Origin of the sequence: Desulforamulus reducens MI-1 (assembly GCF_000016165.1) — a bacterium.
Lineage (GTDB): Bacteria > Bacillota > Desulfotomaculia > Desulfotomaculales > Desulfotomaculaceae > Desulfotomaculum > Desulfotomaculum reducens.
In genome coordinates, this window is sequence record NC_009253.1 from 496,998 (window position 1) to 522,802 (window position 25,805).

Sequence of the window (25,805 nt, forward strand, 5' to 3'; positions counted from 1 at the left end):
CCTGGGGGGCATTGATGATCCTGGTAATCGGGGCCTTTATGGCGATTTTAGACAGCAGTATTGTCAACGTTGCACTGCCTCGTTTTATGACCCTCTTCGGTTCCTCGGCGGATGAAATTCAATGGATTCTGACCGGCTACATGCTAACCTCCGGAGTGGTGGTGCCCATTACCGGTTATCTGGGGGACCGATTTGGCAACAAGCGTATGTATATCTGGTCGGTGGCAGCCTTTACCATAGGGTCTTTGCTTTGCGGTCTGGCCTGGAGCACCAATTCTCTGACCATATTCCGGGTCATTCAGGCCATTGGCGGTGGTATGATTATTCCCATCAGTATGGCCATGATCTATCGTATTATTCCTCGGCAGAAGATAGGTATGGCTCTGGGGATCTGGGGTATTGCTGCCATTATGGCACCGGCCATTGGTCCTACCCTAGGGGGCTATCTGGTGGATCATTTCAGTTGGCAGTGGATCTTTACCATTAACATCCCCATTGGCATAGCCGCCATTATGTTGTCCATTGCATACCTGGAAGAAACACCGATACAAAAAAATCTGAAACCGGATATTCCTGGAATTTTATTGAGTTCAGTGGGCTGCTTTGCACTGCTGTTGGCCCTTAGTGAGGGACAGGATAAGGGATGGACCTCCCAGTATATTGTTACTTTACTGGTTCTATCGGCCTTTACGCTAATTCTCTTTGTCATGTGGGAGTTGCAAGCACCAAACCCGCTTATCGATATCCGGTTGTTGAATAATCCAGTCTTATCTGCCAGTTTGCTGGCCACTTGCATTGCCACCATTGGATTATTCTCGGCGGTTTTCTTAATCCCCATCTATGCTCAAAACCTGCTAGGTTATACTCCAATGGAAACAGGCTTAATGATGATGCCGATGGCCCTTGTAACCGGCTTCATGATGCCCATTAGCGGTAAGCTGTTTGATAAATTTGGTGCCTTTTGGCTTGGTATTGTCGGGATGTCCATTGTTGTGGGGGTAACCTATTACCTGCATACCCTTGGTCTGGATACAAGTTACCACCATATCCAGATCATATTATCCATCAGGGCTGTGGGTTTAGGCTTGGCCACTATGCCCCTGACCACAGCCGGCATGAATACAGTTCCTAGGTTTTTGGTGGGCAGGGCATCGGCCCTTAATAATACCGTAAGACAAATCTCTGGTTCAATGGGCATTGCCTATTTAACTTATGTCATGCTGCAACGCCAGGCCTACCACACAGCCATTCTAACTGAAGGAGTCAGTATAAGTTCAATGGCAGCTGTACAGGCCCAGGGGCAAATGCAAAGTTACCTAGCTGCCAACGGAATGGCTGGTCAGGCAGCGGCTCAGGGGTCTTTAGGGATCATTTCCGGCTTAATAGCTCGTCAGTCCTTCATGACTGCACTGGATGACACCTTTGTGGTTAGCGCCATTATTATTGCCTTTGTTTTACCTATGATGTTCCTGCTGAGCAAACACAGAGTGGAGAAAGAAAGAAAAAGACAGGAAGCAAGATATGCACATTTGTTTCAGGGAACCTCCGGCGTCATATAACTTATCAAATTGGGAATCTTTTATTCATGCTTCTTTCCCCCTTTGACTTCATGCTCACATTCAGGCTGCAGATCCCACAGAGGTTCTGTAGCTTTTTAGTTTTATAAATGTAATCCTTGGCATACCCATTAAAAAAAGAAGGGGAGCTTAGGATATGCTTAGTAACTTAAAGCTACTGATGGAATTGCAGATGTACAGGGAAGATGCTGAAAAGCTAGCAGAGATTTTTCATTTCCATCAAGATAAATTACTTAAGTTAAAGGAAAAATACCCGCACTGGAAGTCTTATCTCAAGCCAGAAGTGCTGGCGAGTTTAAGGCAAAAGGGCTTACCTATAGATTAAGGAAGATACAGGATATTAGAGGCTTCTTTGTGGCATGCTGGTATTGGAAAAAATGATACAGGAAAAATGATTTTTGTGGTGAAATAATAGATAAGTATAATTTAGGTTAGGAGGGACTCAACATGAAGTGTATTTATGAAGACGTTCCATGCAAATGCAATACCTCCTGTCAGGAAGAATGCGAAGGCTGCTATTGTATGAAATGTCCATTAAAAGAAAAGCCGCCGCACTACTAGGAGAAAGGGATTCCTTCCAGTACCATTGCTTTAACGATGTATTTCTCTGGATTACTGACCTACAATTCAAAAATCAAGGTCCTGTATTGGGGTTTATGAAGCAACCCGTTGAGATTATAAACATAATCCTTAGTTAAAGGAGGTTGAATAGATGGAAAGGGAAGCTCCCAAAGTAAAGCTGGACACCGTGATTAAACTTTGTACCGAGGGAATTGAGATGCTTTCCCAGGGAAAGGTCCAGGAGACTATGAATGGGCTTTTACATACGCTGGAAATGGCCCGGCAAATGTTGGCAGTGCATAATGGCGGCAGGGGAGAAGTATGGGTGAAGGCTAAGGTAAAACTGGGTGAAATCTCCCCGGGTACCCGGGGAAAGCTCATCCGAAATGATGAAATAGGGATGTTGGTACAGTGGGATGTGCCCGACAGCCAGCGTCCGCTGGTGGATTTATTCATTAGAAACCATTTTGAAGACTACATTGAATTAGAAGATCAGTGTAGTAACCACCATCATTAATTTGAGTAAATTTCAAATTCCTGAGTCCAGTATTTTAGCGGTTTCTAGAAAGGAAAAAAGGACTTCACCACTGGCCTGGTAGTATAAATGTCCCCATGTTTCCGCATGGTGCTTAGAATTAAGATTTAACACGCTATAAAAGGCGTCTTGTTAAAAGAAAGAGCATGATTTTGAGGTCTGCAATTCATGGCTGTCGAAACGTTTCAATAAATAGGACACAAATGCAGCTAAGGGTTGCTGGAAGAGCATAGCCAAGGTAATTGGCAAAGCAACGGAGACGGGAAAGTATGTTAATGCCAGAACCATTCCTAGACTATTGTTACGCATACCAACTCCGTAAATTATTGACACCATTCTCTCGCGCTGGTGACCCTTTAAGACATAGGAACCTATATAACCCAGGGAATAGCCACTAATAGATAAAATAAAAATAACCAATAACAATTTAATTACAGTATGGTTCCAGTGAATTTCTGGTGCTATGACGCTGGCATTAATGTATACAACCAGAAAAAGGGCTATTTTTGAAGTGAAGCCTCCAATGGATTTCGAATAATTACGTAAACTACCGTGGGTTAGATCATTAACTACCATTCCTAGCAGACTGGGGACAGTAATCATCCCCAAAAGACCTACCAGAAGGTGAACAACATCAATATTTACTGTCCTTCCTGCAACCAGCGTAATAAAAAGTGGCAGTAAAACAGGACTAATTAGTGTATCTAGAGTTACTGCCACCATTGATAAAGCAACATCTCCACCCGCTAACGAAGTCCAAATAATAGAGGTGACGCCTATAGGGATAGTGGCACCGATCAAAAATCCTAACCGTATGAACGCATTGTCAGGGTAAAACAAAATCCCAATACAAAAAGCTAACAAGGGCATAATTCCGTGAATTAACAGCAACATCCATATATTTATCCATGGTTTGGCTAGAATATGGATAAAATCCTTTAGACTAGAATCCAGGGCAGTAACAAATGTCATATAAGCAAATAAGAGTGTTGCCAGCCAATTCCCAAATTTTGATGTAGGTAAAGAAAAGGTAAAACCAAATAATAACGCAGACAATACTACGAAAAACATACGGCGACTGAGCCAAATGTTCCAGAGACTAAAGTAATTTAACATACTAAACCGCATCCCTTATGAGAGATTTCTTAAGTGATAAATGCTATTAAAGATAAAAAGTAGGACTTTTTATAGGGTAACATAAAAAACATTAACTTACAAATAATTCATTTTTCTATTTTATTACTAACGTTTCTTTGGTATTTATGTATAAAAATGTCACTAAACTCACATACTCTTAGTAACTGATTAGTGTATGTGAGGTGTTGGCATTAATGAAGTGTTCTAGAAAATTTATTTATGCAATTTGTATTTTAATAGGGCTAATTGTTTCTTCCTTTTGGTCTTACCGTATTTATGTACAACATGAATTTGCCAGTGAATTAATTCGGTTTCATGTAATTGCCAATAGCGACAGTTTTCAAGATCAGAGCCTTAAGCTGCATGTAAGGGACGTTGTTGTGGAAGAAATGAAAAATAAATTTAGAAATACCAATAGCCGGGAAGAAGCTGAAAAAATTGTTCTGAACAGTATGGATGAAATCAAGGCACTTGCTCATAAACAGATTCAACGAGAGGGTAAGGACTACCCGGTAAAGGTTATGATGGGTGATTTTTATTTTCCCACCAAAAGTTATGGCAGTTTGACCTTACCGGCCGGTGACTACCATGCAGTTCGGGTTATTATCGGGGAAGGACAGGGTAAAAACTGGTGGTGCGTGCTTTTCCCCCCCTTGTGTTTTGTGGACAGTGTAGAGGACTTGGAGGAGAATGAAACTGCTAGGGGACTGAAAGTATTTGAAAAAGATAAAGTGGAGTTCCGACTTAAATGTGTAGATGTTTTAAAAATGTTTAGTTAGAATATCTGATTGAATGATTGTAAAAATTAACTTTAATGGATGTATAAAGGGTACACGAAAGATTAGGTTTGTAGTAAAATAGTACCATAGGTGCATTCAGTTGGTTTCTTCATTGGCGGCCATTGCCTTATTAGGTGGAGGATTAATTGTTTTAAACAAATTTGTTACAAGATGGCTGTCCCAAAAGAAGGACTAATATTTATAAAAGTAAATGGAGGTATATTTTATGCAGCATCCTACCAACACCAGAATCATTTTTGCAGAAAACCCTGAAGAAGCAAAGCAAAAGTACCTGGCCCTGAATATCCAAACCAAAGATCCAAGTCCCGGGGTGGAAGTTCTAAAGCCTCAGGAAGATGAAGAGTTTGACATTAATTCAGATATTAACCTGATCGGTGAAGTATCAGTGGGCCCTTCCATCATGGAAGAAATCCGGAAGGATCCTGAAAAGGCCTATGTGGTGTATTTCTTGGAAGATCCTAATAACTTTTCTAAATAGTTTGAGCTTTTGACCCTGTCTTTGGATAAAAAGGCAGGGTCATTCTTTAGTCTACCTATTAGAAAACAATTGTCGTTATATTAAAACCTTAGGGTTATATTTTTCGTCTGTTATATAGTAACCTTTGTAGAAAGGATTGAGAAAGATTAACAGTCGATCCATTGAAGGCAAAACAGTGAGCCAGATTGAGCGGGATCTGCGTGTTAAAAAAAGTCCCTCTATTGATTGGAAATTAGTTGTGGGTGGGGTTCTGTTTGTGGTTTACCTCTGCATGTGTTGGTTTCTTTTCAGGCAAACAGCCCTGGCGAATCGGCTTGAACAAGAAAATCTTGCACTCAAGAAGCAGATTCAAGAACAACAGCAGTTACTGGAGTCTAAAAAAACACCGATAGCGACACCGCCGGTCCCAGCCCCTTCACAAAAGCCACAGCCCCGGGGAAATGAACTACTGACTTATCAGATTCAAAAGGGGGACAATTTTGCTACCATTTCCGCAAAGTTCTACAAAACAGAGGCCTATGCGGATCAGTTGGCTAAATTAAACGATCTCTCTGGCACGTTACAAATTGGACAACCAGTGCTGGTACCCCGGCAACCTTTAGAAACCTGGAAGAAATGATGATACAAAAAAACTCTGCCAGTAGGCAGAGTTTTTTTGTAACTGGTTGCGGGAGAGGGACTTGAACCCCCGACCTTCGGGTTATGAGCCCGACGAGCTACCAACTGCTCTATCCCGCGACAACTATATTAGTATAACACCGTAATACTAATATGTCAAATATTTTTTAAGAAGTCACCTAACACAAGTACAAAAATTCTTTTTTTTGCTGTGATACAGATTACTGACAGAGAACCCAGTGCATTCTAAAATAAGTAAGAACCTCGGTGTTGTGTTCTAAAAAGAAACATTAGTGCTATTGTGGAACAAATAAGTTAGTAATATGCTATAAAACAAAACACACGATCTAGATTAGTCGAGATATGTAAAGGGTTTTCTGGTGTTGAGTGAGGGGGAAGTTTGGCATGTTTTTTGCTTTATAACATATAAAAAGAAAAAACCCGACTAGGTATCGGGTTACAAAAAAACAATACAGGCGCAATTTTTAACTTATTAAAAAAGAAGGGCGGGGGTCTCGACGAGCCTCCGCCCTTCTACCTAGCGGTAGTGTTATTTAATATTAGGCAGCTTGACCGTGATGATCATCGTGTTCTAGAATTTTGAAGTTTTCTACGATAAAGCAGTATGCCAGCACACCCATTGCAACCAAACCGGCACTAACAATGAACTCCCAGATAGAAGGAACATAGGATACACCGGTTGAGCGAATCATACCAATCACAACAACGTTCATACGGTTTAGAACAACACCACAGCTTACCAGTAAACCGAAGGTAAATAGACCCTTACGGGTTGCGCTAAAGCCGCTGAAGCAAATAATGATGGGCACAATTATACCGAAAATCATTTCGATTAAGAACATGTTGGCTTCAAAGGTTCCGGAGAACATCAGTCCAAATACGCCACGACTTACTAAATCATAGATTTTTAATAACAGATAAAAAATCATAACAAAGCCAGAAATACGGATTAGCTTCTGTAAAACCGGAATAGGTACCCAGTGATCATAAGCCTTTCCGGCCAGAGTAGTTTCCACACAGATCATTGCAGGTCCTACAAAGAAAGAGGACAGCAAGAAAAAGAAGAAGATAATAGGAGACCACCACAGGGGATATAGCTTATCAACCATCAGCAGGTACAGACCACCCAGAGAAGACTGGTGCAGGGTGGGGAAAATAATACCAATAATCATCAATACAGGCAGAGCCTTTTTGAAAATACTATGGAATTGAGTACCGATCCGTTCGGTGGCAATTTCACCAAATTCCAGAATTTGTACAGTGGTGTAACAGGAAACACACCAGAAAACTTCAAACAGTACCGAGGAGTGACCCCAGGATACGAATGGACGCCAGAAGTTAAACCACTGGCCGATATCAAGGAACAGACCAGCCATTACCAACAGGTAACCAATTAAGGATGTTAACATAGCACTACGGGCGATGGGGTGGAAATATTCCTTATGCAGAACGTGTACGATAAGTGCAGTACCATAACCACCACCGGCCAATGCAACACCGCAAAGGACGTCGAAACCGATCCAAAGACCCCAGGGCCATTCATCGCTCAGATTTGTAACCATGCCAAGGCCGGTTACCAGACGGAAGACGATTACGCCTACGGCGACAGCCGATAACAGCATTAATAATACGCGTGTGGGAGTCATTTTAAAACTCCACTTTTGGGCTTGGGCGTGAGACGCCATGTATATCCCCCCAGTTCTCAGAAATAGTTGAATTGTATTAGGCCTTAATATTTTTGTTATTGTCTTTTGAAATTTGGTTGCGACGCTTTGTGTAATGGTATAAACCGGTTAGAATGACGCCCCAGGTAATACCAACAAAGGGAGTTGCATGCATGTAAGCTTCGGTATAGCTGGGTAGGGAACGTTTGGTAACGTTGGTTTTAAACCCTAGCTGATCAAAGGGTACATCGGAAATGTAAAGCCACTCGGTACCACCCACTTCATTTTCACCGAAGATATGCTTAACATACTTTGAATCCTTGGCAATGATGGATTTTGCTTCTTTTAAAAGTTCTTCCCGATCCCCAAACTTGAAAACACCGGCAGGACAAACCGATACACAGGCAGGGGCTTCGCCCTTTTCAACCTTGGTATTGCACATCATGCATTTGGTAACCAGCGGGAAGGCTTTTTCCCATTGATATTTAGGAACATTGAAAGGACATGCCACCATGCAGTAACGGCAACCAACACAAAGGTGGGGGTAATAGATTACCGGCCCTTCTTTGGTCTTCTGAAATGCCTTGGCAAAGCAAGCTGATGCACAGGCAGGTTCTTTACAGTGGAAACACTGTTGTTTAACAAAACGCCAGACAGGTTCACCCTTTTTGTCCTTGACTTCTTTAAATTGAACCACGGTCCAGTTTTTATCAGTTAGTTTAGCACTTGGTCCCATAGTGGGGTTTTTATCATCCCATTTGTTGTCGTTCCATAACTTACAGGCAACGGTACAACTACCGCAGCCTACACATTTAGTCAGGTCAACCAGTACGCCTTTTGACATGGTTCTTCACCTCCCGGAATATGCAGAATTACGCATTTTTCTTTTTCACAGTCAGTTGCTTGCTGCGGTCGGTATAGTGGGTGTGCAGCAGTTCGTGAGCTAGGTGACTGTTGGGGTTCTCCATGAATTTTTCATAGAGAGCCAGAACCTCTTGGTTTTCATAGCTCTTACGTTTTGAATAAATGTGCGCATCTGCGTTGTAAATACTGTTAATACGAGCTTGACGAACCTCGTCAGACGGCGGCAAAGAGGTTCGGGGCTGGCCACCGCCACTGATGCAACCGCCGGGACAACACATGAACTCAATAAAGTGCCAGGGCGCTTCCTTCTTGCGGACGGCTTCCAGAATGGGGCGGGCATTGCTAAGTCCATGTACAACCGCTACTTTTACAGTACCCACACCGGGAATATCCACAGAGGCTTCTTTACAGCCCTGCAGGCCACGAATGGGTGTCAGGTTCAGAAGAGCTTCCGGTGGATCCTGTTTAGTAATTAAGAAATAAGCAGAACGAATGGCTGCTTCCATAACACCGCCGGTGGCACCAAATATTAAACCGGCACCGGTACCTTCGCCCATTAGGGAATCATACTTTTTGTCTGGTAAGTTGTTTAAATCCATGCCTTTGGCCTTTATTAGACGGGCTAGTTCACGGGTTGTTAGTACTACGTCAACATCCTTTAATTGAGGCTTACCAGCATGTTTACCAGAACTATTCATTTCTGGGCGGGCTGCTTCAAATTTCTTAGCGGTACAGGGCATGATGGAAACAGAGAAGATTTTTTCAGGCTTAATACCCTTTTCCTTGGCATAATAGGTTTTAATCAGTGCACCCAGCATTTGCTGAGGTGATTTGCAGGTAGACATATGGGGTAACAGATCTGGGTAGTAGTATTCACAGAATTTAACCCAGCCAGGGCTACAAGAGGTAAACTGAGGCAGGGGTTCGTGGAGGTCGCCTGAAATCCTCTTGATTAACTCGGTTCCTTCTTCAAAAATAGTTAGGTCTGCAGAAAAGTTGGTATCAAAGACTGCATCGAATCCCAGTTGCTTTAAGGCGGCTACCTGTTTACCTTCTACAAAGGTACCGGGTGCCATACCAAATTCTTCACCCAGACCAACCCGAGTTGCAGGTGCGGTTTGAACAACTACATGTAGGTCTTTGTTTTCCAACGCTTTAACAACCTTATCAATGTCGTCGCGCTCGGTGATAGCTGCAGTGGGACACCACAGGGTGCATTGACCGCAGTTAACACAGGTAATGTCATTCTTGATGGGAAGTTCATAATAACCGTAAACTGTTTGTACCCTCTGGCAGACTTCGATACACTGGCCGCACAAAATACACTTTTTGTCGTCCCGAGTAATGGAGGGGTTGTTGGGGTCGATTGGAATACGACCTTTTACCTGAATGGGATAGGAGCTGGCAACCTGGTACTGCTGTGGCATCCAACCCTTACCACCAGCGGGATCAGTACTGCAACCGGCAATGGTAGCAGTAATACCGGTAAGACCGATACCTCCCATCATTTTGAGGAAGCCCCGCCTGGTAATTTGCTTTTGTTTGTCTTTACCCTCTTGTTGGTTCTGCATAGGTTTTCCCCCTTTGCTAAAAAACTTTCTTTTTATTTAGCAAGCTAACAACTCTGCCAGTAATAATTTTACTTAAGAGTTAGCTAGCTAGTTGCCTAATTTCGACAAATAAACAGCTATATCCACTGTACTATTTGTCACAAAATTTTAAAAACCCTCTTTTTTTCGGAAAATTAAATATATAAAAATAATCATGCGAAATAATAACACTTTTTTATAGAGTGAATAGTATAAATATTATAACATATAGAGAAATTAGCTTGTCATTATTAGTTATAAATCATTTTACAGAAAAATGCATTAGTAAATTTAAATAAAATAAGCACAATGATTGTCGTTTTTTGCAGACATCTTAAAAGTACAGCTACATATAGTGAAAAAAGTCACAATTCGTTAGCAAGCTACCAGCGAAATATATATAAATTATTTAAAAAAACTTAACCTTAACTTATCTTGATTTTAAGTTTATTATCCGTATTACTCTGGTTAATAGCAATTAGAGCTAAATATTTGTAATACAAACTTCATAAATAGTAAATAATACAAATCTTGGGGGAGTTTTTAACCGCCGAGTTTTTGGTGTTGTATGGAAGGAATTTTATCCCCTGGCAGTGAATTTTAAGTCTATAGGGTCAGTTAAGTTATCTAGCAGTCAAGGGGGGATTTGCTATTATCCCGGAGGAAATAAAAACGAAAAAGTACGGAGAGTATTACATATTCTATATAAAGAATGTTAAAGTCTTACGAATAAAATGTGAACTTGGACCCCCGGAGATTATCGCGACATTGAGCAATAATCAATCTGTGAGTTCCTTGGGTCAAAAAAGGATAAGGGAATTCTTTGAGGGAACAGGTTTTGAGAAGGGCAATGTTGCCAATTGTCAGGTCTATTATTACAAGGAAGGTAAGGATATATTTAACGGTCTACCGGAAACCGAGCGCAAGCAATTTTTTGATTATTGTATGGAGACAGCCTTACAGGGGGTATTGGGCGAACTGAATGAAATTGTTAGCTACTTCAGTGGCTTAGAAAAACAGTTTAATGACTCCATTGAAGAAGGTGCGGAGATTTTTACCTCCAAGGATTTTGAAGAGAAATATGATACACGGGAAATGATTACCGAAGTATCTAATGAATTGGCAAGGATTTATAAAAGCAAGCCGAACCCTAAGGTAGTTCAATGGGCAGAGATTTTAATACATAATTTACTAAGGGATATTTTTAGTTTAGGATATGCCATTGGCAAAGAAGACATTGAGTGAGAAAGAGACTGTCAATAGGGAGAAGGGTGTTAGATGCCGCAAAGGGAAAAAGTAAAGGGGAAAGTTATCCCATTCACACCTCGAACAAAACCAAAACTAAAAAAACTTCATTATGAAGATCCTGCCCAGAAACAGTTGAGAAAAGAACGCATTAAGAAAAGGAAGGATGCCGCTACCCGTAGTACAGTGATACGTCATGTCAGTATTTTTATAGTCATTTGCATGATTATTTACTTTATAAAATTTTTTCTGTAAAAATACTTAATGGGAAAAGGCACTCTGCATTATGGAGTGCCTTTGCTTTTAATAAACTGCTTATGAATTTTTATAATATCGTAAATTCGTTTAATGCCCCAAAACATGACCACCATATCATCGGCCTTTCCTGTAAGAGGTATAAAGTCCGGCACAAAGTCAATGGGGCTAAGGAAATAAAGAAAGCATATACCGGATTCATACTTGAAACGCTTAGGAACCGCAGGGTTTAAAAGCCCTTGAATAAAAAAATAGATTTTTTTAAGTATATCACCCATCAATATCACCCCTTAGGTTAAAGCTTATTATTTTTAAAACTTCAAAGTGAAAATGTAAAACAGGGGACGTCAAGATGACGTCCCCTGTTGCATTAGTTATTATTACAGTTCCATAATGGAGAAGCATTCGTTGGGACAAATGCCAATACAGGTTTCACAGCCCAGACACTCAGCTGCATCACCAGTAATTTCGCATTTGTCATTTTCCATACCTAAGATTTTCGCAGGGCAAGCGTCAACGCAAGCAGCACAACCAACGCAGTTGTCTTGATTAATAGATACCATGTACATTAGCAATTCCTCCTTGGTTAGAATATTGCTCATTTTATTGTTACATTGTTTCGGACACAAAAACATTATAAATGAATTAATCAACCAGTTCAATCATTGATTTATTGTAAAAAATGTTTTTTAAGTGAAGCAATGGCAAAAATTACAAACTACAAGATATAAAGAAATTTAACTATTTACTTCCACGCAGCATAAATTTTTGTATAACCGTTTTATCTTAAAGTTTTGTGATAAAGGAGGGATTTAAGCCTGGTTCTTGGTCAGCTGTAAGAAAAGAGGTGAAGAGTTATTTGATAGCCAAAAGATATTTGGTTACCTTATTGGCCGTATTGCTTGTGTTGTGTACAACTACGAGTGTTAGCTTAGCAGAAAACACCTCGGATACGACCAGAATGGCAAAGAATGCGGAACCGGCTGTGGTTATGGTTCAGGCAACTTTTGAAGCCGATGTGGAGGTTGCCTATCCCTATTTAGATGAAAATAAACTAGATTATACCCTGAATAATATTATCCAGCAGGTTATGCAAGGCTTGCTTCCTGCCAATGAGTCTGCTATGTGGCAAGCCTTGGCAGATGAAATGAGTGCAAAGCCCCTAGAATTTCTACAAAAAAGTGGTCAAAAAGAAGTCGTGCAGAATGGTTATCGAGCGGTGGGAAGTGGCTTTATCATCACCCCGGATGGCTACGTAATCACCAATGCCCACGTTGTGGCACCGGATGATGAATTATTAAAGCAACAGCTCAGCGGCCCTATCTTGGAAAACTCCGTTAAAAACTTTATGGCTGAGATTGGGGAGGGAGCCGCACATATTCCCGCAGATACCCGGGAATATGTTTTGAAATCCATCACCAACATGGTTATAGCCTACTACATGGAGAATATTAAGGTCTTACATTTAAACAAAACCTATAACATTGGCATGGGCGTACAGGTACCGGGAGCCCCCCTGTTCCAAAAGGGTCTAAAGGCAGAGGTTATTCAGGCAGGGGGGGCTGTTCCAAAGAAAGATGTTGCTCTGTTAAAAATGGAAGGTCAAAACAATCTACCCACTGTGCCTTTGGGAGATTCTAACCTATTAGCCACCGGGAACAAAATTTTTGTCATGGGGTATCCCGGCGTTGCCACTTTTCACCCATTGCTATCGGAGTCCAGTCAGGCCCAGCCCAGTTTAACAGAGGGAATTATCAGTGCTCAAAAGACAATGGAGGGTGGCTGGTCAGTTTTCCAAACCAATGCTGACATGACCCATGGCAACTCAGGGGGACCGGTTTTTAATGAAAAGGGCGAGGTCATAGGCCTAGCTACCTTTGGTTCCGTGGATATGAATACCGGCCAAGAAATTGCTGGTATGAATTTTATAGTTCCCATATCAGTGGTTAAAGAATTTTTAGATCGTGGTAATGTCAAGGCAACTGAGAGTCTGGTAACCAAGACCTATCGAGAAGCTATGGATTTGTACTACAAAGAGTATTACAAAAAAGCCTTAAAGAAATTCCAAGAAGTTGCTGCCCTATGTCCCGGTCATGCCTATGTGCAAACCTTTATCGCGGATAGCACCAAGGCCATCAGTGAGGGAAGAGATAAGTCCATTCCTGAATGGATTCTCTTTGGAGTGCCGGCAGTGTTAGTGATTGGTATTGTAATTGCCGTTGTAGTGGTTCGTAAGAAAAAGGCTTCTCAGGTTGCTGGGGCTAAGGATAATACTACTGCCGCTGAAGCTGAGGCTATTAGCAAAGAGTCGGAAAAAGAAGTTGAAAAACCATCATCCGATGTGAATAATTAAAAGCTTGGCAAATAAAAAGGTTATTGACAAGGAACGTCAACAACCTTTTTATTTTTGTTAGCATATCAGAAAGTATAAAACTTTCCGATATGCATAAGGGCAACTAAGGCTTATGCCGTCGCCTAAAGGCTTGGCGCAAGCCAAGTTTTCTATATCAGGTAAAAGTGCAGACAAGATCGGTTATGTGAAATATCGGTAAATAGATTAACATGAATATACAAAAAAGAACTGAATCTATAATAAATTTTATTATTTTATACATAATAAACAACGGGAGAGCAGAAGACTCTCCCGTTGCGGCGAGGGCTCAACCGGAACCCTTCGTTATAATAAATGTACCGGTTGCCCTTCTGTAACGATGCTTACTTAATTTGCTCAGTGGGAGCGGATTGCAGAATTTGAGAAGTGTTGCCACTTTGCATAGCGGCTTCAGCAAAAGCAACCATTTTTTTGGTCATGTTACCACCAACATAACCGTTTACACGGCTGGGAAGGGCACCTTTATCCATTTGCTGATAGTTACCGATACCCAGTTCAGAAGCGATTTCATATTTCATTTGGTCAAGGGCACTGGAAGCACCAGGCATTACGGGTTCGTTAGTATTACGAGTTGTCATTTGGAAACCCTCCTTAAAAAGTTTTTTTGTTTGTGGGTCTATCTTTATTATGATCAAAGAGGGTTTTTAAATACGAGATAAATTTTGTCATTAAATAAAGTATAAGGTAGTGTTTCCTTTAAAAGTGTAAATGTTAAAATAATTATATATTATGCTTATAAGTTGTAAAATTAAACATTAATTTGGGTAATATTAACGGTCATTAAAGATTAGATTTAGTATCCAACTTATAACGGCTGTGATAATAGCCCCCATAAAGGCTCCGCCAAAACTATCAATATGAAAACCAGGTACGAACCAGGAAACCAACCCAAAGGTAATGCCATTAATCACTAAAATGAAGAAACCCAAAGTAAAAAGGCTGATGGGAAAGGTTAGTGCCACCAGGATCGGTCGGATAAAGGTATTGACAAAACCCAATAATATGGCTGCCAATAAGGCAGATGTAAATCCGTTAATTCTAATGCTGTGGATCAGGTAGTCGGCTACCAGGAGGGCAACACTGTTTAATAATAAAGTGATTAGCCAGCTCATTTTTACACCTCCATTTCTATGATAGGCTTGGTTAAAGGTTGTGTCAACGTAGGAATTTGCAGGATAATTGCAACTTAAATAGAAACAATAAACTTTAAGAGCTACATTGTACTGAAGGGGGGCTTAAAATCCTTGGCTTCTTTGCTGGAGCAATTAAAACAATGGGAGAAAAGCACCATTGTTTATCTTCACTATATTAACGGGATGTCGTCCAGTGAATATAACAATGGGTTTGCAGATGGCCTGGAAATGGCCATAAAGTCTTTTCAGGAACATTTAAAGGATTGTCCGGAATACGAGATTACTGAGCAGGAGGTTAAAGGGGAATGAACCTAAATATTTATTCAGTGGTAAAGGTATTAAATGGTCAAGTGGATGAAATTTCTTGTTTCGACAACGAAGGGGCTGCCTTACAATATGCTGAGCAGATTGTTTCTAAGGAGCCCTATGATATTGTCTCAATCTTACGCACCATCTTAAATAACCCAAATGTACAATTAACCGTGAGAGAATTTAGAAAGGCCTGCGGAAGTTTTTAAGTTTTACGTAGGAAGGGGAGAAGCTTGGTGGATCTAACCAGTTTAATTACCGATGACATGGAAACCCTGGGTCATATGGAGTTTACTGTGACAAATAATGACCTTTTCAATAAAGAGATAAAGGAGTTTACCCTTTTCTATAAGATTGTGGGAGAATCCAGAATAAAATTATTCAGGAATCAGCGGATGGAATTGATTTTTGTTCGATTAAATGATGACTGGATGCGTCAGGGGAAAATTGATATCAGCAATGCAACTTTACCCTTAGCTATTCAACTAAAATGGGATAATAAATCCGTGGATGAGCTTGCAGTTAAAACACCTGGGCAGCAGGAATATCAATCTGTTACCTGCCTGCAAATTGATAATTAATTTTTCCCAAATATAAGGATGGTTTGAAGGAATTTGGAACTTCATGCCGAAAGATGTAGGGGATAATATTAGGGAGTGTGTGGTTTTATGAAAAAGGTTATTATACCTCTACTAGGTACATTGTATTTGGGATTATCGGCCATTGGAAATAAGTTATACTGTTTACTTTATGAAGAAGATAAGAACTATGGTGTACCAATTGAAATGTGCCGTCCTTGGGAACGCAGGCAAAGAAATCTTCCCTATCAAAACACATCCCGTTAGGAAACACCTAATTGTGCTTGGAAAAGCCTGCTAACTGATTATTTTATAGCATGAAATGTCTTATATTACTTGATAAGAAATCAACAAAAGCAGCCCTTTGGCTGCTTCTCTTTTTGCATACATAAGAAATCTAACCCTTTTCCAGTTCTACCAGTTTATCAGAGGGGCCAAAAAGAATTAACGTATCGCCAGGCAGCAGGATATCCCCTGGATCGGGGTTGGTGATGCTGTGATCACCTCGGTTAATGATAAGTAACTGACAATTGAATTTTTCCCGCAGGCCGGAATCCTTTAAGGGTTTATTTACTAGAATAGAGTTGTCAGTAAGGGTAAGTTCTTCTAACTGAAAGAGAATATTTTGGCGTTCAAAAAGGGTTTGTACAAAGGCTACACTGGCAGGTTTTATAGCTGACATGGCCATCCGCTTGCCCCCGAGGATAGAAGGGGAAATTATACTGTCGGCACCTGCTCTTTTCAAATGAGGAACCCCTTCGTTTCTTGTGGCTCTGGTAATGACTTTGATCTTTGGGTTTAAATCCTTTGAAGTCATAACGATAAACAGGTTTCCTGCATCGTCAGGCAAGGTTGTTATCAGTGTTCGCGCCCGGTGAATGCCGGCCTTTTCCAGCACATGCTCCTCGCTGGCATCTCCCACAACAATAGGAATACCCGAGCTGTGATATAGCTCGGCCCGTTCAGGGTTTTGCTCAATCACCACAAAGGGTACTTTCTCTTGTTTAAGGGTATTAAAAACTTCTGTGCCAACCCGGCCAAGTCCGCAAACAATAATATGGTTATTTAATTTACTAATCATTTTTCGCCTCCGCTTATTCCCCAATAGGTCAAATAACTGGCCTTCCACAATGCTAACCATTAATGTGCTCAGTACATATGTATAGAGGCCCACACCGCTGATAATTAGCCCCATGGTTACAACTCGACCTGGTACTGTCTTGGGAACAATATCTCCATAGCCTACGGTGGTAATACTGATGGTGGCTAACCAAGCAGCATCCACAAGGGATAAACCTTCTATATGAATTAGTGTGATTACACCTATAGCCATCACCATATTTAAGATAATAAAGGCATAGAAGAAATTTTTCATTATTTGCACCTCGAAAATAGTATAACATTCTGTTGTTTTATCTTAAATATAATCCAATTGGCGAGAATAAAATTTTTTGGCAATATTTATTCATATTATATTTGTATATTCAATTTAACAAAGGTGTTATATAATAAATCTTTGGGAAAAATTATTTATGTATGGCCCTTGAGGAGGAATTATGATTATACAAGATATTAGGAACATTGCTATCATCGCCCACGTCGACCATGGCAAAACCACCCTGGTTGACGGGATGTTAAAACAAAGTGGAATCTTCCGGGCAAATCAAATTGTACAAGAACGGGTTATGGATTCCAATGACCTGGAAAAGGAGCGGGGAATTACAATCCTTGCCAAAAATACCTCGGTTCGCTATCAGGGCTACAAAATTAATATTGTGGATACCCCAGGCCACTCGGATTTTGGTGGAGAAGTGGAACGGGTATTAAAAATGGTGGATGGTGTATTACTGCTGGTGGATGCATCCGAAGGCCCTCTGCCCCAGACCCGATTTGTTTTACGGAAAGCACTGGAACTTAATCTAGTGCCTGTGGTGGTGGTGAATAAAATTGACCGCCCGGATGCCAGAATCAGTGAAGTGGTGGATGAAATTTATGAGTTGTTCTTTGAACTGGGAGCCAATGATGAGCAACTGGAGTTTCCGGTGGTTTATGCAGTTGCCAGGGATGGCATGGCTACAATGGATCCCGATGAACCGGGAACAGATTTAAAGCCCCTCTTTGAAACCATTGTTAATCATTTCCCGGCACCCCAGGGGGACCCAGAGGCACCTCTGCAGCTATTGGTAAACAATACTGAATATGATACCTATGTGGGTCGTATTGCTATTGGTAGAATATCCCAGGGAACCATTGCTGCGGGACAAACCGTTACGGTTATTGATCATGATGGCAATACCAGAAACTTTCGGACTGGCCGAGTATATGTCTACGAAGGCCTGGAACGGGTAGAGGTACCAAAGGCAACCTGTGGGGAAATTGTGGTTGTTTCCGGATTGGAAGATATTAAAATCGGTGAAACCATTGCAGACAAAGATAACCCGGTGGCCATACCGCCCATCAAGGTGGACGAGCCCACCCTGGAAATGACCTTTATGGTTAACGACAGTCCCTTTGCGGGCCAAGAAGGGGAGCACATTACTTCCCGTAAGCTGAAGGCCAGACTGTACAAAGAGATGGAGAAAAATGTGAGCCTGCGGGTACAGGACACTGAATCGCCGGATGTTTGGAAAGTGGCGGGACGGGGTGAATTACACCTATCCATTCTAATAGAAACCATGCGCCGGGAAGGTTTTGAACTGCAGGTTTCCAAACCAGAGGTTATCTATAAGCGTGGCGAAAATGGCGAACTACTGGAACCAATGGAAATGTTACTGGTGGATATACCCGAAGACAAAATGGGACCAGTTATGGAGATGCTGGGTAACCGGAAGGGCGAAATGATTAACATGGGTCCCAATGGTCCGGGACAGCTGCGTTTGGAATTTAAAGTTCCAGCCCGGGGCTTGATTGGTTTCCGTTCTCAACTTTTATCCGAGACCAGAGGTCTAGCCATTATGAACCACACCTATCATGGCTATGAACCCTTTAAAGGGGAAATCCGCCGTCGTTACCAGGGTGTACTGATTGCCTTTGAAACCGGCGACGCAACTTTTTACGGGCTGAATGCAGCCCAAGACCGAGGTACTCTCTTTGTGGTACCAGGCACCAAGGTCTATGAAGGTATGGTGGTCGGGGAACACGTTCGGGAACAAGATATCGAAGTAAATATCTGTAAGAAAAAGCAGTTAACAAACCACCGCTCCAGTACAGCTGAGGCTACAGTGAAACTGGAGGAAGCCAGAATCATGAGTTTGGAAGAGGCTTTGGAATATCTCAGTGATGATGAGCTGCTGGAAATTACCCCGAAGAGTCTGAGGATTCGTAAGAAGTTCTTGGAAAAGAATGAAAGAGCCCGGGCCAAGAAGGCGGCTCAACAGGCTTAATAAAAGAACGCCGGCTATATCTGCCGGCGTTCTTTAATAAGATTTAATATTTTATTCAAACCATTGGTTGGTGAGATTACGGTTTTCTTTAATCCATTGCTTGGCGCCTTCTTCGGGACTATTTGTTTTATTGATGGTAGCCATCAACTGACCTAGGGATTGGTCGTCCATATGCCACTTATTCATCCACTTCAGTACCTCCGGGTAATCTTTACCGAATTCTTTCCGAGTCATAAAATAAATATTTTCCTGGTCACCAAAAATTTTTTTCGGATCTTTCAGATACTTTAAATCAAATTCAGAAAAGGCCCAGTGGGGGCTCCAGAGAGTAACCACCACGGGTTTTTTCTCTTTATATGCTTTGGTTAACTCACTCATCATAGCGGGTTCAGAGCTTTCAATAAGCTCATAATTAAGTCCGTATTCCTTAATAAGCTTTTTGGTTAATTTCATCATGCTGGCACCTGGGTCAATCCCTACAATGGTGTTTATACCAAGTTTGTCTAAGTCCTCAATGCTATTGATGTCCATATAGGCAGGGACCACTAGACCAAGGGCTGTTCCCTCATACCAGGCCTCGTGTAACTCTAGTTGATCCTTGTATTCATTATAAAGAGGCTCGTCGGTTTGGGGGAGCCACACTTCTGGAGCAATATCTAAATCACCCTTGGCGATACCTGCCCATACCGGAGATTTCTCCATGGCAGAAAGTTCAACTTTATAGCCCTTTTCTTCCAATAATATTTTCCACATGTTTGATACAGCAATATTTTCTGGCCAGTTGTTTAGTCCGATTGTAATGGTACCCTTTGCATCTTTCTCGGCGGAGCTAGTGCCACATCCCCCTGCTATTAGTACAAAGATTAATAGTAAAACAAGCCACATCACACGCTTCGACCGTTCCATTAAACCACCCTTCCTAGTATTTTTTTACAAACATATCAAAAAAAAATAAAAGTTGTCAATGTTTTCGAATGATTGCTTTCTTTTTCTACAATTTTTTTAACCTAATTAAAAAAGGTTGGGATTGATCTTAACCTGAGGGTGTTGATTAGAGAAAATTGTTAAATTAATAACATTTCGGGAGGGAATAAATAACAATAAGAGAATTAATAGTGGGTTAGACATCCTTAATAGAATACCTTAGGAGGCAGCGAATTGCGCTTAAACCGAAAACTAGAACATATTCAATTTTCGCTTCAGCAAAAGAGTAGAGGAGGTGCTACGGGTTTTGATGATATAACTCTGTTACATAATTCTTTGCCCCAGTTAGATTGGGGAGATATAGATACGAGTTGTTATTTTCTTGGCAAAAAATTGCACGTTCCTTTGCTGATTAATGCCATGACCGGCGGGCACAGGGAGTTGGAGAGTATTAATGGTAACTTAGCAAAGGCTGCGGCTGCGGCAGGAGTAGCCCTGGCAGTGGGGTCCCAAAGGGCCGCGTTGGAAGATAACTCCACACGATATAGTTTCTCTGTGGTGAGGGAAGTGAACCCCCAGGGGGTTGTATTAGCAAATTTAGGGGCGGATTGTTCTCTGCTAGAGGCCCGAACAGCCATTAAGATGATTAATGCCGATGGTATTCAATTGCACTTGAATGCACCCCAGGAATTGGCTATGGCGGAAGGAGACCGTAAATTTAAGGGTATCCTGGAAAATATCCAGAGCCTTAGCCGTGACTTAGATGTGCCTGTGATTGTAAAAGAAGTGGGCTTTGGTATGAGTCGTGAAAGCATCCAGCGAATAGGCGCTGCCAGTGTACCATACATTGATGTGGGTGGCGCCGGAGGTACCGATTTTGTGGCCATTGAGGAGGCTAGGGCAGGCAGAAAGACCTGGCTAAAATGGGGCATTCCTACGGCAGTTAGTTTGCTGGAAGGGCTTTCAATGAATCGGGCAAAGACCCAGCTTATTGCATCGGGCGGAATACGCAATGCCTTGGATATTGTTAAGTCCCTGTCCCTGGGCTGCAGCCTGGTGGGTATGGCCCGCCCCCTATTAAGGGTATTAGTGGAGGGGTCCAGCGAAGAATTAAACAGCTATTTGTCCAACATAATCGAAGATATTCATCGTATTATGCTGATGTTGGGGGCACGAACCCTAGAGGATTTACAAAGGGTTCCTCTAATTATCAGTGGTAATACCTATCATTGGTTGTGCTGCAGGGGGATTGATGTTGCTCCCTATGCCAGGAGAGCAGGCACTAGTTACTAAAAAAGGATAGTAAAAACTTATATATTTTCTGCATAAAAAGACTGTCCCACCATATTATTTGGTAGATGGAAGCATGGGGGACGGGCTGGTGAAAAATTCAGTTTTTATAATTTTTAAGCCACGACAATTGTTAAGACTATTACTTGTACTGGCATGTCTGTTTACAATTGTTAATGTGATATGGGAAACATTAAGACCACCACAGGTGGTGCCGCTTCCCCACAGTGAACCACCGGAAATTGCCCGAGGGGAATTTCTATCTTGGGAAGAGGTGGATCACATCTTTTATCGTTATGCCAATGCCACGGTGATTGATATTGACACTGGTTTGAGTTTTCAGGTACAGCGGCGCGGGGGCACCTATCATGCGGATGTGCAGCCGTTGACGGCTAAGGATACGGCCATTATGAAGGTAATCTATAATGGAAAGTGGAGTTGGCAGCGAAAGGCCATTGTGGTGGAATTAGGGAATCGGCGTATTGCTGCATCTATGAATGGAATGCCCCATGGCTATGGTGCTATCCGGGGCAATAATTTTCCAGGCCATTTTTGTATTCATTTCCGGGATAGTAAGGTTCATCAGTCTGGCAAAGAAAATCTGGCACATCAAATGATGGTCTGGAAAGCGGCTGGCAGGTTTAAACAAATGATAACTGCAATGAGCTCTGAAGAAGTGATTGATGTATTGATCAATGCCATTGATCAACAGGATGTTAAGCTGGCATTGAAAACCCTCCACCTGCCCGGCGAAATGGATCAGGAGCAATTGGAGGCTGTCATTTTACAAATAGAACAGATCAAGGTACAGAGAATACGTTCGGAAGGGGGAAATCCAGAAAATTTCTGGGTATATCTGACCATTCGTTATCAGGAGAGCAATAATGACCTGGAGAAAAAGGTTGAGTTGCAGGTAGTGGATGAAGGGGAAAATGGATATAGGGTACTTAGTAAAGGCTTAGAACAATTGTTAAATCGCAGGACTTATGCTGAAATAACTGATACTCGAATTTTTGAGGATTATGATCGTTGTGACTAAGAACCGGGAATTAGTTTCCTTCCCCGGTTTTTTATTTTTCAACATAACATTAGGATAGAGTTGATAGGAAATATAATCCTTTATTTTTTCCTACAACCATTAATTTTAGCTTAGATACGGAAAGTAAAGTTTAAAAACCCAATAACATCAAGGTCTAATAACCATTTTTTGTTGTAAAAAATTTGACAGAAAAAGAGGGTACACCGCCCCTTCTACGGAATTGTTTAGCGTCCAAACAAAACATTCCAAAAGGATGGTGACCCTCTGAAATGATGGTATCACAATTTATTACCACAAATCAACTTGAAACTTTGACCCGTCAACAACGACGTGATTTGGAACGTAAATATCAGAAGAAATTACATTCTCTTCAACGCCTGACTAGCAAAAGTGATCTTCCGATTAGCTTTGACAATACTTCTGTAACTGCTTATGGAAATTTTGGCATACTAGAGGCGTTTAAGCAAGCCATTGATTTCAAGGGTATGCTTAAAGGGGTTTCCCTTAAGCGACATCATAACTGTAAATACTCTGATACAGGGTTGTTAGATACAATCATTGATGCCCTTTCCTTGGGATTATTACGGTTTTCTCATATGAATGCTCTGCAAACTGACCCTGGATACCAGAAAATTAAAGAAGTAACACAAGTGCCTGACGAAAGCACTTTGCGGAACTTTCTATCTCTTATCTGTGAGCAGGAGGCATTAAACCAATTGCCTCTGGTGAATCAGGAAATGCTGTCCTTAAAGGCCAAATCCGATCAGCCCCGTGAAGTCTGGCTAGATATTGATGACAGTGTCCTCACTGTTTTTGGGAAACAGGAAGGATCAAAAGTCGGTTACAATCCTCGGTACCACGGGAGGCCTTCCTACAAGGTAAAGGTAGCATTTATCTCTGGAACTTGCGAACTAGTCAATGCCGGGTTATATAGTGGGAACGTCGCCAGCAATGGCCAATTTATGGAATTCCTTAAAGAGACATTAGAGATCTTAGCTGCCCAGAATATCCTCGTAAAAGGTATCCGCATAGATAAAGGTTTCTTTGATGAGGATAACTTTGCCTACCTGGAAGAACAGGGCATCGAGTATATTTGTAAGGCTAAACTCACCAGTAATATGAGAAAGGTCATTAAATACCTTGATGACCAGAACCAGTGGCAGTCTTTGAGCAACCATTATGCTGCAGCAGAAATCACCATTCCATTACCTAAATGGTCCAAAGCCCGCAGGTTTGTATTTATCCGTGAAACTCAAGAACCTAAGGCATGCGGCGATCAACTTAACTTTGACCTGAAGACATTCGACTACCAGGTGATAATTACTTCTAGTGACGAGCACAACCCAGAGGAGGTATGGCACGAATACAATAAGCGTTGCAATATCGAAAACAAAATTGATGAACTCAAGGTTGGCTTAGGCTTTGAAAAAATGAGCCAAGCAGAGATGGATCGAAACAAAGCCTTTATGTGGCTCAAAGTATTATCGTATAACCTTCTCAACTGGTTTCGCTTGGCCTTATTGGATGGCAAAGACAGCCGTGCTGAAGTGCCCACTATCCGCCGTAAAATACTGAATGTACCTGGGAACATTGTAGGCAACAACCGTTACCGCCATATAAAGTTAGCCCCTAATCCCTGGCTGCAAAAGGCATTGAAGAATGCTAAGGAAAAATTACAAGAATTCCTTTGCATACAGGCATGGGTTGCCGTAAGTTCAGGTTAAACAAACTCGAGACTAATCGAATTAATCAAATATGATATCACTGATCCAAAAAAGATGGGTCTTATTAACTGCACCCTAAAATCTAGCTTTTTATTGGAGTATACAGCAGTGATAACGCTTTCCGAGTGATTAGGCATTCAGGCAACATAGCAGCTCAAGCGGTATAACCAAAAATTGGTTATTTTGGAGCTTTAACTTGGCTCGGAAAGTTACTTTCCGATTTGAAGTTTAGAGATAAATAATATATTTAGTAATATTTTGTTAATTTATGTTACTGGATATGGTTTTTCTGGAATGATCTGCTTTAAAATTAGTAGATGTTTTGGCCTATATGGAATCAAGATAACATTTCTACCACCATTTGCATAAAGGTCAAAAAACATCGTTGTTGAATACACATAAGGTAAGCCAGTCATGAAAGGAGACTATTCAAAAGTGCGATCTTATCTTTACCCTGCCTTTACCCTGGAATCTGAAGATTTTGAGAGGGTTTTGCCTTCTGCCATTAAATTTTCGCAAACCCATAACGTTCCCTGTCGAGTGCTCAGAGAAGCTAACCTGTTTATCATTAGTTTTGAAGATAAGGCGGTTTCCAGGGGCATTATTTATGGGCACCAGTTAGAAAAGGAAATGGACCATAAATTTAGTAAATATGCTATTTGTGATGTATTTTACCTATCTAAAGAGCAGTTTGAAAAGGGTAAAGGAATAAACAATGATAAGGTAGAAGAGTAAATGAGACTAGGCCCTTGGGCCTGGTCTCATTTACTTTTGGCTGATGCTATGTTTTTCAGCCATATTGAAGTAGTGCTGGGCGGACTGGCTTAGCTTTTGCTTTTCTTCCTCGGTCAGCTTTCGAACAACTCTAGCAGGAGACCCCACCGCTAAAACGCCCGGGGGAATTTCTTGGCCTTCCTTCACCAAGGTCCCTGCCCCTATGAGTGACTCCGAACCAATGTAAGCTCCGTTTAAGATGATGGCACCCATACCAATTAAGCATCTGTCTCCAATGGTACAGCCATGTAAAATGGTGTGATGCCCTACCGTAACATTCTCACCAATTAACAAAGGAAAACCTGCATCTTGATGCAGCATACAGCCATCCTGTATGTTTGTTTTTTTACCGATGGAAATCCTATCAACATCTCCCCGGATCACCGCATTATACCAGATACTTGCGTGCTCATGAATTTCAACATGGCCTACAACCGTTGCGGTGGGTGCGATGTACACAGAGGGGTGTATATGGGGACTGTATTCAAGGTAGGGGAGTATCAAAGCTGACTACCTCCTTTTAAAATATTTTATGTTATTTATAAAACGATCCCAACCATACCGGTTGGGATTATTTTATAATTGGATATAAATACTGTTCTCTTCTTCATTATAAGTGGCAGGAAATTTCCCTTTGCTTTCAATGCCAAAATATTGTAAAAATCCCTTGGCACCTATGCGTGTTTTATTTAATATAAGCCCACTGTCGGGAGAGGAACCAGTTATGCGAATAACATTTGTTTCTCGGTCAAAGGCCAATTCTACATGGTCGGTATTTAATTTTGTTACAAGATTTCGGTTTAAAGTAATATGGTTTTTGGATACTGAAACAAAGTTTTCAGAACGAGGGTAATATACTTCAAATGCCATTATGTTGATTCCTCCTGAATGTTTTTTGATGATTATACTGTTGAT

At 41.4% G+C, this 25,805-nt stretch carries 30 protein-coding genes and 1 tRNA gene; 18 read left to right on the plus strand and 13 right to left on the minus strand.

Annotation, left to right across the window (positions count from 1 at the left end):
• Positions 1–14: 14 nt before the first annotated feature.
• The 3 genes from DRED_RS02415 (at position 15) to DRED_RS02430 (ending at position 2,655) form a co-directional block, all read left to right on the plus strand.
• Complete coding sequence (locus DRED_RS02415; protein ID WP_011876838.1) at positions 15–1,559, plus strand: DHA2 family efflux MFS transporter permease subunit; 1,545 nt, start codon at positions 15–17, stop codon at positions 1,557–1,559.
• Between the two features lie 154 nt (positions 1,560–1,713).
• Complete coding sequence (locus tag DRED_RS02420) at positions 1,714–1,902, plus strand: hypothetical protein (protein ID WP_041274391.1); 189 nt, start codon at positions 1,714–1,716, stop codon at positions 1,900–1,902.
• Positions 1,903–2,289: 387 nt separating this feature from the next.
• A complete protein-coding gene (locus tag DRED_RS02430) occupies positions 2,290–2,655 on the plus strand; it encodes a hypothetical protein (RefSeq protein ID WP_011876839.1) in 366 nt (121 codons plus the stop codon).
• A gap of 150 nt (positions 2,656–2,805) precedes the next feature.
• On the opposite strand, the gene DRED_RS02435 is transcribed toward DRED_RS02430, so the two are convergent.
• On the minus strand, positions 2,806–3,789 hold the full coding sequence (locus DRED_RS02435) for a bile acid:sodium symporter family protein (RefSeq protein ID WP_011876840.1): 984 nt from the start codon (positions 3,787–3,789) through the stop codon (positions 2,806–2,808).
• A gap of 215 nt (positions 3,790–4,004) precedes the next feature.
• Here DRED_RS02435 and spoIIR point away from each other — a divergent pair, with 215 nt between their 5' ends.
• The 3 genes from spoIIR (at position 4,005) to DRED_RS02450 (ending at position 5,707) form a co-directional block, all read left to right on the plus strand.
• Positions 4,005–4,589, plus strand: a complete 585-nt coding sequence (spoIIR, locus tag DRED_RS02440; protein WP_011876841.1) for a stage II sporulation protein R — start codon at positions 4,005–4,007, stop codon at positions 4,587–4,589.
• A gap of 226 nt (positions 4,590–4,815) precedes the next feature.
• Positions 4,816–5,088: a hypothetical protein gene (locus tag DRED_RS02445; protein ID WP_011876842.1), complete on the plus strand. Its 273-nt coding sequence runs from the start codon at positions 4,816–4,818 to the stop codon at positions 5,086–5,088.
• Between the two features lie 136 nt (positions 5,089–5,224).
• Complete coding sequence (locus DRED_RS02450; protein WP_011876843.1) at positions 5,225–5,707, plus strand: LysM peptidoglycan-binding domain-containing protein; 483 nt, start codon at positions 5,225–5,227, stop codon at positions 5,705–5,707.
• A 43-nt stretch (positions 5,708–5,750) separates the two neighbouring features.
• On the opposite strand, the gene DRED_RS02455 is transcribed toward DRED_RS02450, so the two are convergent.
• From DRED_RS02455 to DRED_RS02470, 4 genes are all read right to left on the minus strand, one after another.
• Positions 5,751–5,826, minus strand: a tRNA-Met gene (locus DRED_RS02455).
• A 440-nt stretch (positions 5,827–6,266) separates the two neighbouring features.
• Positions 6,267–7,412, minus strand: coding sequence for an NrfD/PsrC family molybdoenzyme membrane anchor subunit (nrfD, locus tag DRED_RS02460; RefSeq protein ID WP_011876844.1), 1,146 nt, complete (start codon positions 7,410–7,412; stop codon positions 6,267–6,269).
• A gap of 37 nt (positions 7,413–7,449) precedes the next feature.
• Complete coding sequence (locus DRED_RS02465) at positions 7,450–8,235, minus strand: 4Fe-4S dicluster domain-containing protein (RefSeq protein WP_011876845.1); 786 nt, start codon at positions 8,233–8,235, stop codon at positions 7,450–7,452.
• 28 nt (positions 8,236–8,263) lie between these two features.
• Positions 8,264–9,826, minus strand: a complete 1,563-nt coding sequence (locus tag DRED_RS02470) for a [FeFe] hydrogenase, group A (protein WP_011876846.1) — start codon at positions 9,824–9,826, stop codon at positions 8,264–8,266.
• A 786-nt stretch (positions 9,827–10,612) separates the two neighbouring features.
• Here DRED_RS02470 and DRED_RS02475 point away from each other — a divergent pair.
• Both DRED_RS02475 and DRED_RS02480 read left to right on the plus strand, forming a co-directional pair.
• Positions 10,613–11,089, plus strand: coding sequence for a hypothetical protein (locus DRED_RS02475; RefSeq protein WP_011876847.1), 477 nt, complete (start codon positions 10,613–10,615; stop codon positions 11,087–11,089).
• A 33-nt stretch (positions 11,090–11,122) separates the two neighbouring features.
• Complete coding sequence (locus DRED_RS02480) at positions 11,123–11,344, plus strand: hypothetical protein (RefSeq protein WP_041274395.1); 222 nt, start codon at positions 11,123–11,125, stop codon at positions 11,342–11,344.
• Between the two features lie 29 nt (positions 11,345–11,373).
• Here DRED_RS02480 and DRED_RS02485 read toward each other — a convergent pair whose 3' ends face one another.
• Positions 11,374–11,622 (minus strand): YkvA family protein, encoded by a 249-nt coding sequence (locus DRED_RS02485; protein ID WP_238442565.1) that lies wholly within the window; start codon positions 11,620–11,622, stop codon positions 11,374–11,376.
• Between the two features lie 102 nt (positions 11,623–11,724).
• Positions 11,725–11,913 (minus strand): 4Fe-4S dicluster domain-containing protein, encoded by a 189-nt coding sequence (locus tag DRED_RS02490; RefSeq protein ID WP_011876849.1) that lies wholly within the window; start codon positions 11,911–11,913, stop codon positions 11,725–11,727.
• A 392-nt stretch (positions 11,914–12,305) separates the two neighbouring features.
• Between DRED_RS02490 and DRED_RS02495 the strand changes: the two genes are divergently transcribed.
• Positions 12,306–13,697, plus strand: coding sequence for a S1C family serine protease (locus DRED_RS02495; protein ID WP_238442566.1), 1,392 nt, complete (start codon positions 12,306–12,308; stop codon positions 13,695–13,697).
• A gap of 362 nt (positions 13,698–14,059) precedes the next feature.
• Here DRED_RS02495 and DRED_RS02500 read toward each other — a convergent pair whose 3' ends face one another.
• Positions 14,060–14,314, minus strand: coding sequence for an alpha/beta-type small acid-soluble spore protein (locus DRED_RS02500; RefSeq protein WP_011876851.1), 255 nt, complete (start codon positions 14,312–14,314; stop codon positions 14,060–14,062).
• A gap of 192 nt (positions 14,315–14,506) precedes the next feature.
• Positions 14,507–14,848 carry a phage holin family protein gene (locus DRED_RS02505; protein WP_011876852.1) on the minus strand — a complete coding sequence of 114 codons (342 nt, stop codon included), beginning with the start codon at positions 14,846–14,848 and terminating at the stop codon, positions 14,507–14,509.
• Positions 14,849–14,980: 132 nt separating this feature from the next.
• On the opposite strand from DRED_RS02505, the gene DRED_RS02510 reads away from it, so the two are divergent.
• The 4 genes from DRED_RS02510 to DRED_RS18930 all read left to right on the plus strand — a co-directional run bounded on the left by DRED_RS02510 (position 14,981) and on the right by DRED_RS18930 (position 16,023).
• Positions 14,981–15,178, plus strand: a complete 198-nt coding sequence (locus DRED_RS02510) for a hypothetical protein (RefSeq protein ID WP_041274396.1) — start codon at positions 14,981–14,983, stop codon at positions 15,176–15,178.
• Positions 15,175–15,387 carry a hypothetical protein gene (locus DRED_RS02515; protein WP_041274397.1) on the plus strand — a complete coding sequence of 71 codons (213 nt, stop codon included), beginning with the start codon at positions 15,175–15,177 and terminating at the stop codon, positions 15,385–15,387. The genes DRED_RS02510 and DRED_RS02515 overlap by 4 nt, the downstream gene beginning before the upstream one ends.
• 27 nt (positions 15,388–15,414) lie before the next feature.
• Positions 15,415–15,759: a hypothetical protein gene (locus tag DRED_RS02520; protein WP_238442567.1), complete on the plus strand. Its 345-nt coding sequence runs from the start codon at positions 15,415–15,417 to the stop codon at positions 15,757–15,759.
• 87 nt (positions 15,760–15,846) lie between these two features.
• Positions 15,847–16,023, plus strand: coding sequence for a hypothetical protein (locus tag DRED_RS18930; protein WP_198006918.1), 177 nt, complete (start codon positions 15,847–15,849; stop codon positions 16,021–16,023).
• Positions 16,024–16,153: 130 nt separating this feature from the next.
• Here the strand turns inward: DRED_RS18930 and DRED_RS02525 are convergent, their stop codons facing one another.
• Positions 16,154–17,131 (minus strand): potassium channel family protein, encoded by a 978-nt coding sequence (locus tag DRED_RS02525; protein ID WP_011876854.1) that lies wholly within the window; start codon positions 17,129–17,131, stop codon positions 16,154–16,156.
• 181 nt (positions 17,132–17,312) lie between these two features.
• Here DRED_RS02525 and typA point away from each other — a divergent pair, with 181 nt between their 5' ends.
• Positions 17,313–19,139: a translational GTPase TypA gene (typA, locus tag DRED_RS02530; protein WP_011876855.1), complete on the plus strand. Its 1,827-nt coding sequence runs from the start codon at positions 17,313–17,315 to the stop codon at positions 19,137–19,139.
• A gap of 51 nt (positions 19,140–19,190) precedes the next feature.
• Here typA and DRED_RS02535 read toward each other — a convergent pair whose 3' ends face one another.
• Positions 19,191–20,024: a glycine betaine ABC transporter substrate-binding protein gene (locus tag DRED_RS02535; protein ID WP_238442601.1), complete on the minus strand. Its 834-nt coding sequence runs from the start codon at positions 20,022–20,024 to the stop codon at positions 19,191–19,193.
• A 273-nt stretch (positions 20,025–20,297) separates the two neighbouring features.
• Here DRED_RS02535 and fni point away from each other — a divergent pair, with 273 nt between their 5' ends.
• The 4 genes from fni (at position 20,298) to DRED_RS02555 (ending at position 24,851) form a co-directional block, all read left to right on the plus strand.
• Entirely contained in the window at positions 20,298–21,356 is a 1,059-nt protein-coding gene (gene fni, locus DRED_RS02540) for a type 2 isopentenyl-diphosphate Delta-isomerase (protein ID WP_011876857.1), read from the plus strand.
• An 88-nt stretch (positions 21,357–21,444) separates the two neighbouring features.
• Positions 21,445–22,392 carry a hypothetical protein gene (locus DRED_RS02545; protein WP_011876858.1) on the plus strand — a complete coding sequence of 316 codons (948 nt, stop codon included), beginning with the start codon at positions 21,445–21,447 and terminating at the stop codon, positions 22,390–22,392.
• A 269-nt stretch (positions 22,393–22,661) separates the two neighbouring features.
• Positions 22,662–24,116, plus strand: a complete 1,455-nt coding sequence (locus DRED_RS02550; protein ID WP_011876859.1) for an IS1380-like element ISDre2 family transposase — start codon at positions 22,662–22,664, stop codon at positions 24,114–24,116.
• Positions 24,117–24,551: 435 nt separating this feature from the next.
• Positions 24,552–24,851, plus strand: coding sequence for a hypothetical protein (locus tag DRED_RS02555; RefSeq protein ID WP_011876860.1), 300 nt, complete (start codon positions 24,552–24,554; stop codon positions 24,849–24,851).
• A 30-nt stretch (positions 24,852–24,881) separates the two neighbouring features.
• Here the strand turns inward: DRED_RS02555 and DRED_RS02560 are convergent, their stop codons facing one another.
• Positions 24,882–25,394 carry a gamma carbonic anhydrase family protein gene (locus DRED_RS02560; RefSeq protein WP_011876861.1) on the minus strand — a complete coding sequence of 171 codons (513 nt, stop codon included), beginning with the start codon at positions 25,392–25,394 and terminating at the stop codon, positions 24,882–24,884.
• 72 nt (positions 25,395–25,466) lie between these two features.
• Positions 25,467–25,760 (minus strand): hypothetical protein, encoded by a 294-nt coding sequence (locus DRED_RS02565; RefSeq protein WP_041274398.1) that lies wholly within the window; start codon positions 25,758–25,760, stop codon positions 25,467–25,469.
• Positions 25,761–25,805: the final 45 nt, after the last annotated feature.

Excerpts from the sequence above, each read along its gene's own strand:
- DRED_RS02505 (WP_011876852.1), bottom strand. The coding sequence starts at position 14,848 with ATGAGCTGGCTAATCACTTTATTATTAAACAGTGTTGCCCTCCTGGTA.
- DRED_RS18930 (WP_198006918.1), top strand. The coding sequence starts at position 15,847 with ATGAAAAAGGTTATTATACCTCTACTAGGTACATTGTATTTGGGATTA.
- DRED_RS02430 (WP_011876839.1), top strand. The coding sequence starts at position 2,290 with ATGGAAAGGGAAGCTCCCAAAGTAAAGCTGGACACCGTGATTAAACTT.
- DRED_RS02525 (WP_011876854.1), bottom strand. The coding sequence starts at position 17,131 with ATGAAAAATTTCTTCTATGCCTTTATTATCTTAAATATGGTGATGGCT.
- DRED_RS02500 (WP_011876851.1), bottom strand. The coding sequence starts at position 14,314 with ATGACAACTCGTAATACTAACGAACCCGTAATGCCTGGTGCTTCCAGT.
- typA (WP_011876855.1), top strand. The coding sequence starts at position 17,313 with ATGATTATACAAGATATTAGGAACATTGCTATCATCGCCCACGTCGAC.
- DRED_RS02465 (WP_011876845.1), bottom strand. The coding sequence starts at position 8,235 with ATGTCAAAAGGCGTACTGGTTGACCTGACTAAATGTGTAGGCTGCGGT.
- DRED_RS02480 (WP_041274395.1), top strand. The coding sequence starts at position 11,123 with ATGCCGCAAAGGGAAAAAGTAAAGGGGAAAGTTATCCCATTCACACCT.
- DRED_RS02485 (WP_238442565.1), bottom strand. The coding sequence starts at position 11,622 with ATGGGTGATATACTTAAAAAAATCTATTTTTTTATTCAAGGGCTTTTA.
- DRED_RS02435 (WP_011876840.1), bottom strand. The coding sequence starts at position 3,789 with ATGTTAAATTACTTTAGTCTCTGGAACATTTGGCTCAGTCGCCGTATG.
- DRED_RS02470 (WP_011876846.1), bottom strand. The coding sequence starts at position 9,826 with ATGCAGAACCAACAAGAGGGTAAAGACAAACAAAAGCAAATTACCAGG.
- DRED_RS02490 (WP_011876849.1), bottom strand. The coding sequence starts at position 11,913 with ATGTACATGGTATCTATTAATCAAGACAACTGCGTTGGTTGTGCTGCT.
- DRED_RS02550 (WP_011876859.1), top strand. The coding sequence starts at position 22,662 with ATGATGGTATCACAATTTATTACCACAAATCAACTTGAAACTTTGACC.
- DRED_RS02445 (WP_011876842.1), top strand. The coding sequence starts at position 4,816 with ATGCAGCATCCTACCAACACCAGAATCATTTTTGCAGAAAACCCTGAA.
- DRED_RS02515 (WP_041274397.1), top strand. The coding sequence starts at position 15,175 with ATGAACCTAAATATTTATTCAGTGGTAAAGGTATTAAATGGTCAAGTG.
- spoIIR (WP_011876841.1), top strand. The coding sequence starts at position 4,005 with ATGAAGTGTTCTAGAAAATTTATTTATGCAATTTGTATTTTAATAGGG.
- DRED_RS02535 (WP_238442601.1), bottom strand. The coding sequence starts at position 20,024 with ATGTGGCTTGTTTTACTATTAATCTTTGTACTAATAGCAGGGGGATGT.
- DRED_RS02565 (WP_041274398.1), bottom strand. The coding sequence starts at position 25,760 with ATGGCATTTGAAGTATATTACCCTCGTTCTGAAAACTTTGTTTCAGTA.
- DRED_RS02420 (WP_041274391.1), top strand. The coding sequence starts at position 1,714 with ATGCTTAGTAACTTAAAGCTACTGATGGAATTGCAGATGTACAGGGAA.
- DRED_RS02415 (WP_011876838.1), top strand. The coding sequence starts at position 15 with ATGATCCTGGTAATCGGGGCCTTTATGGCGATTTTAGACAGCAGTATT.
- DRED_RS02495 (WP_238442566.1), top strand. The coding sequence starts at position 12,306 with ATGGCAAAGAATGCGGAACCGGCTGTGGTTATGGTTCAGGCAACTTTT.
- nrfD (WP_011876844.1), bottom strand. The coding sequence starts at position 7,412 with ATGGCGTCTCACGCCCAAGCCCAAAAGTGGAGTTTTAAAATGACTCCC.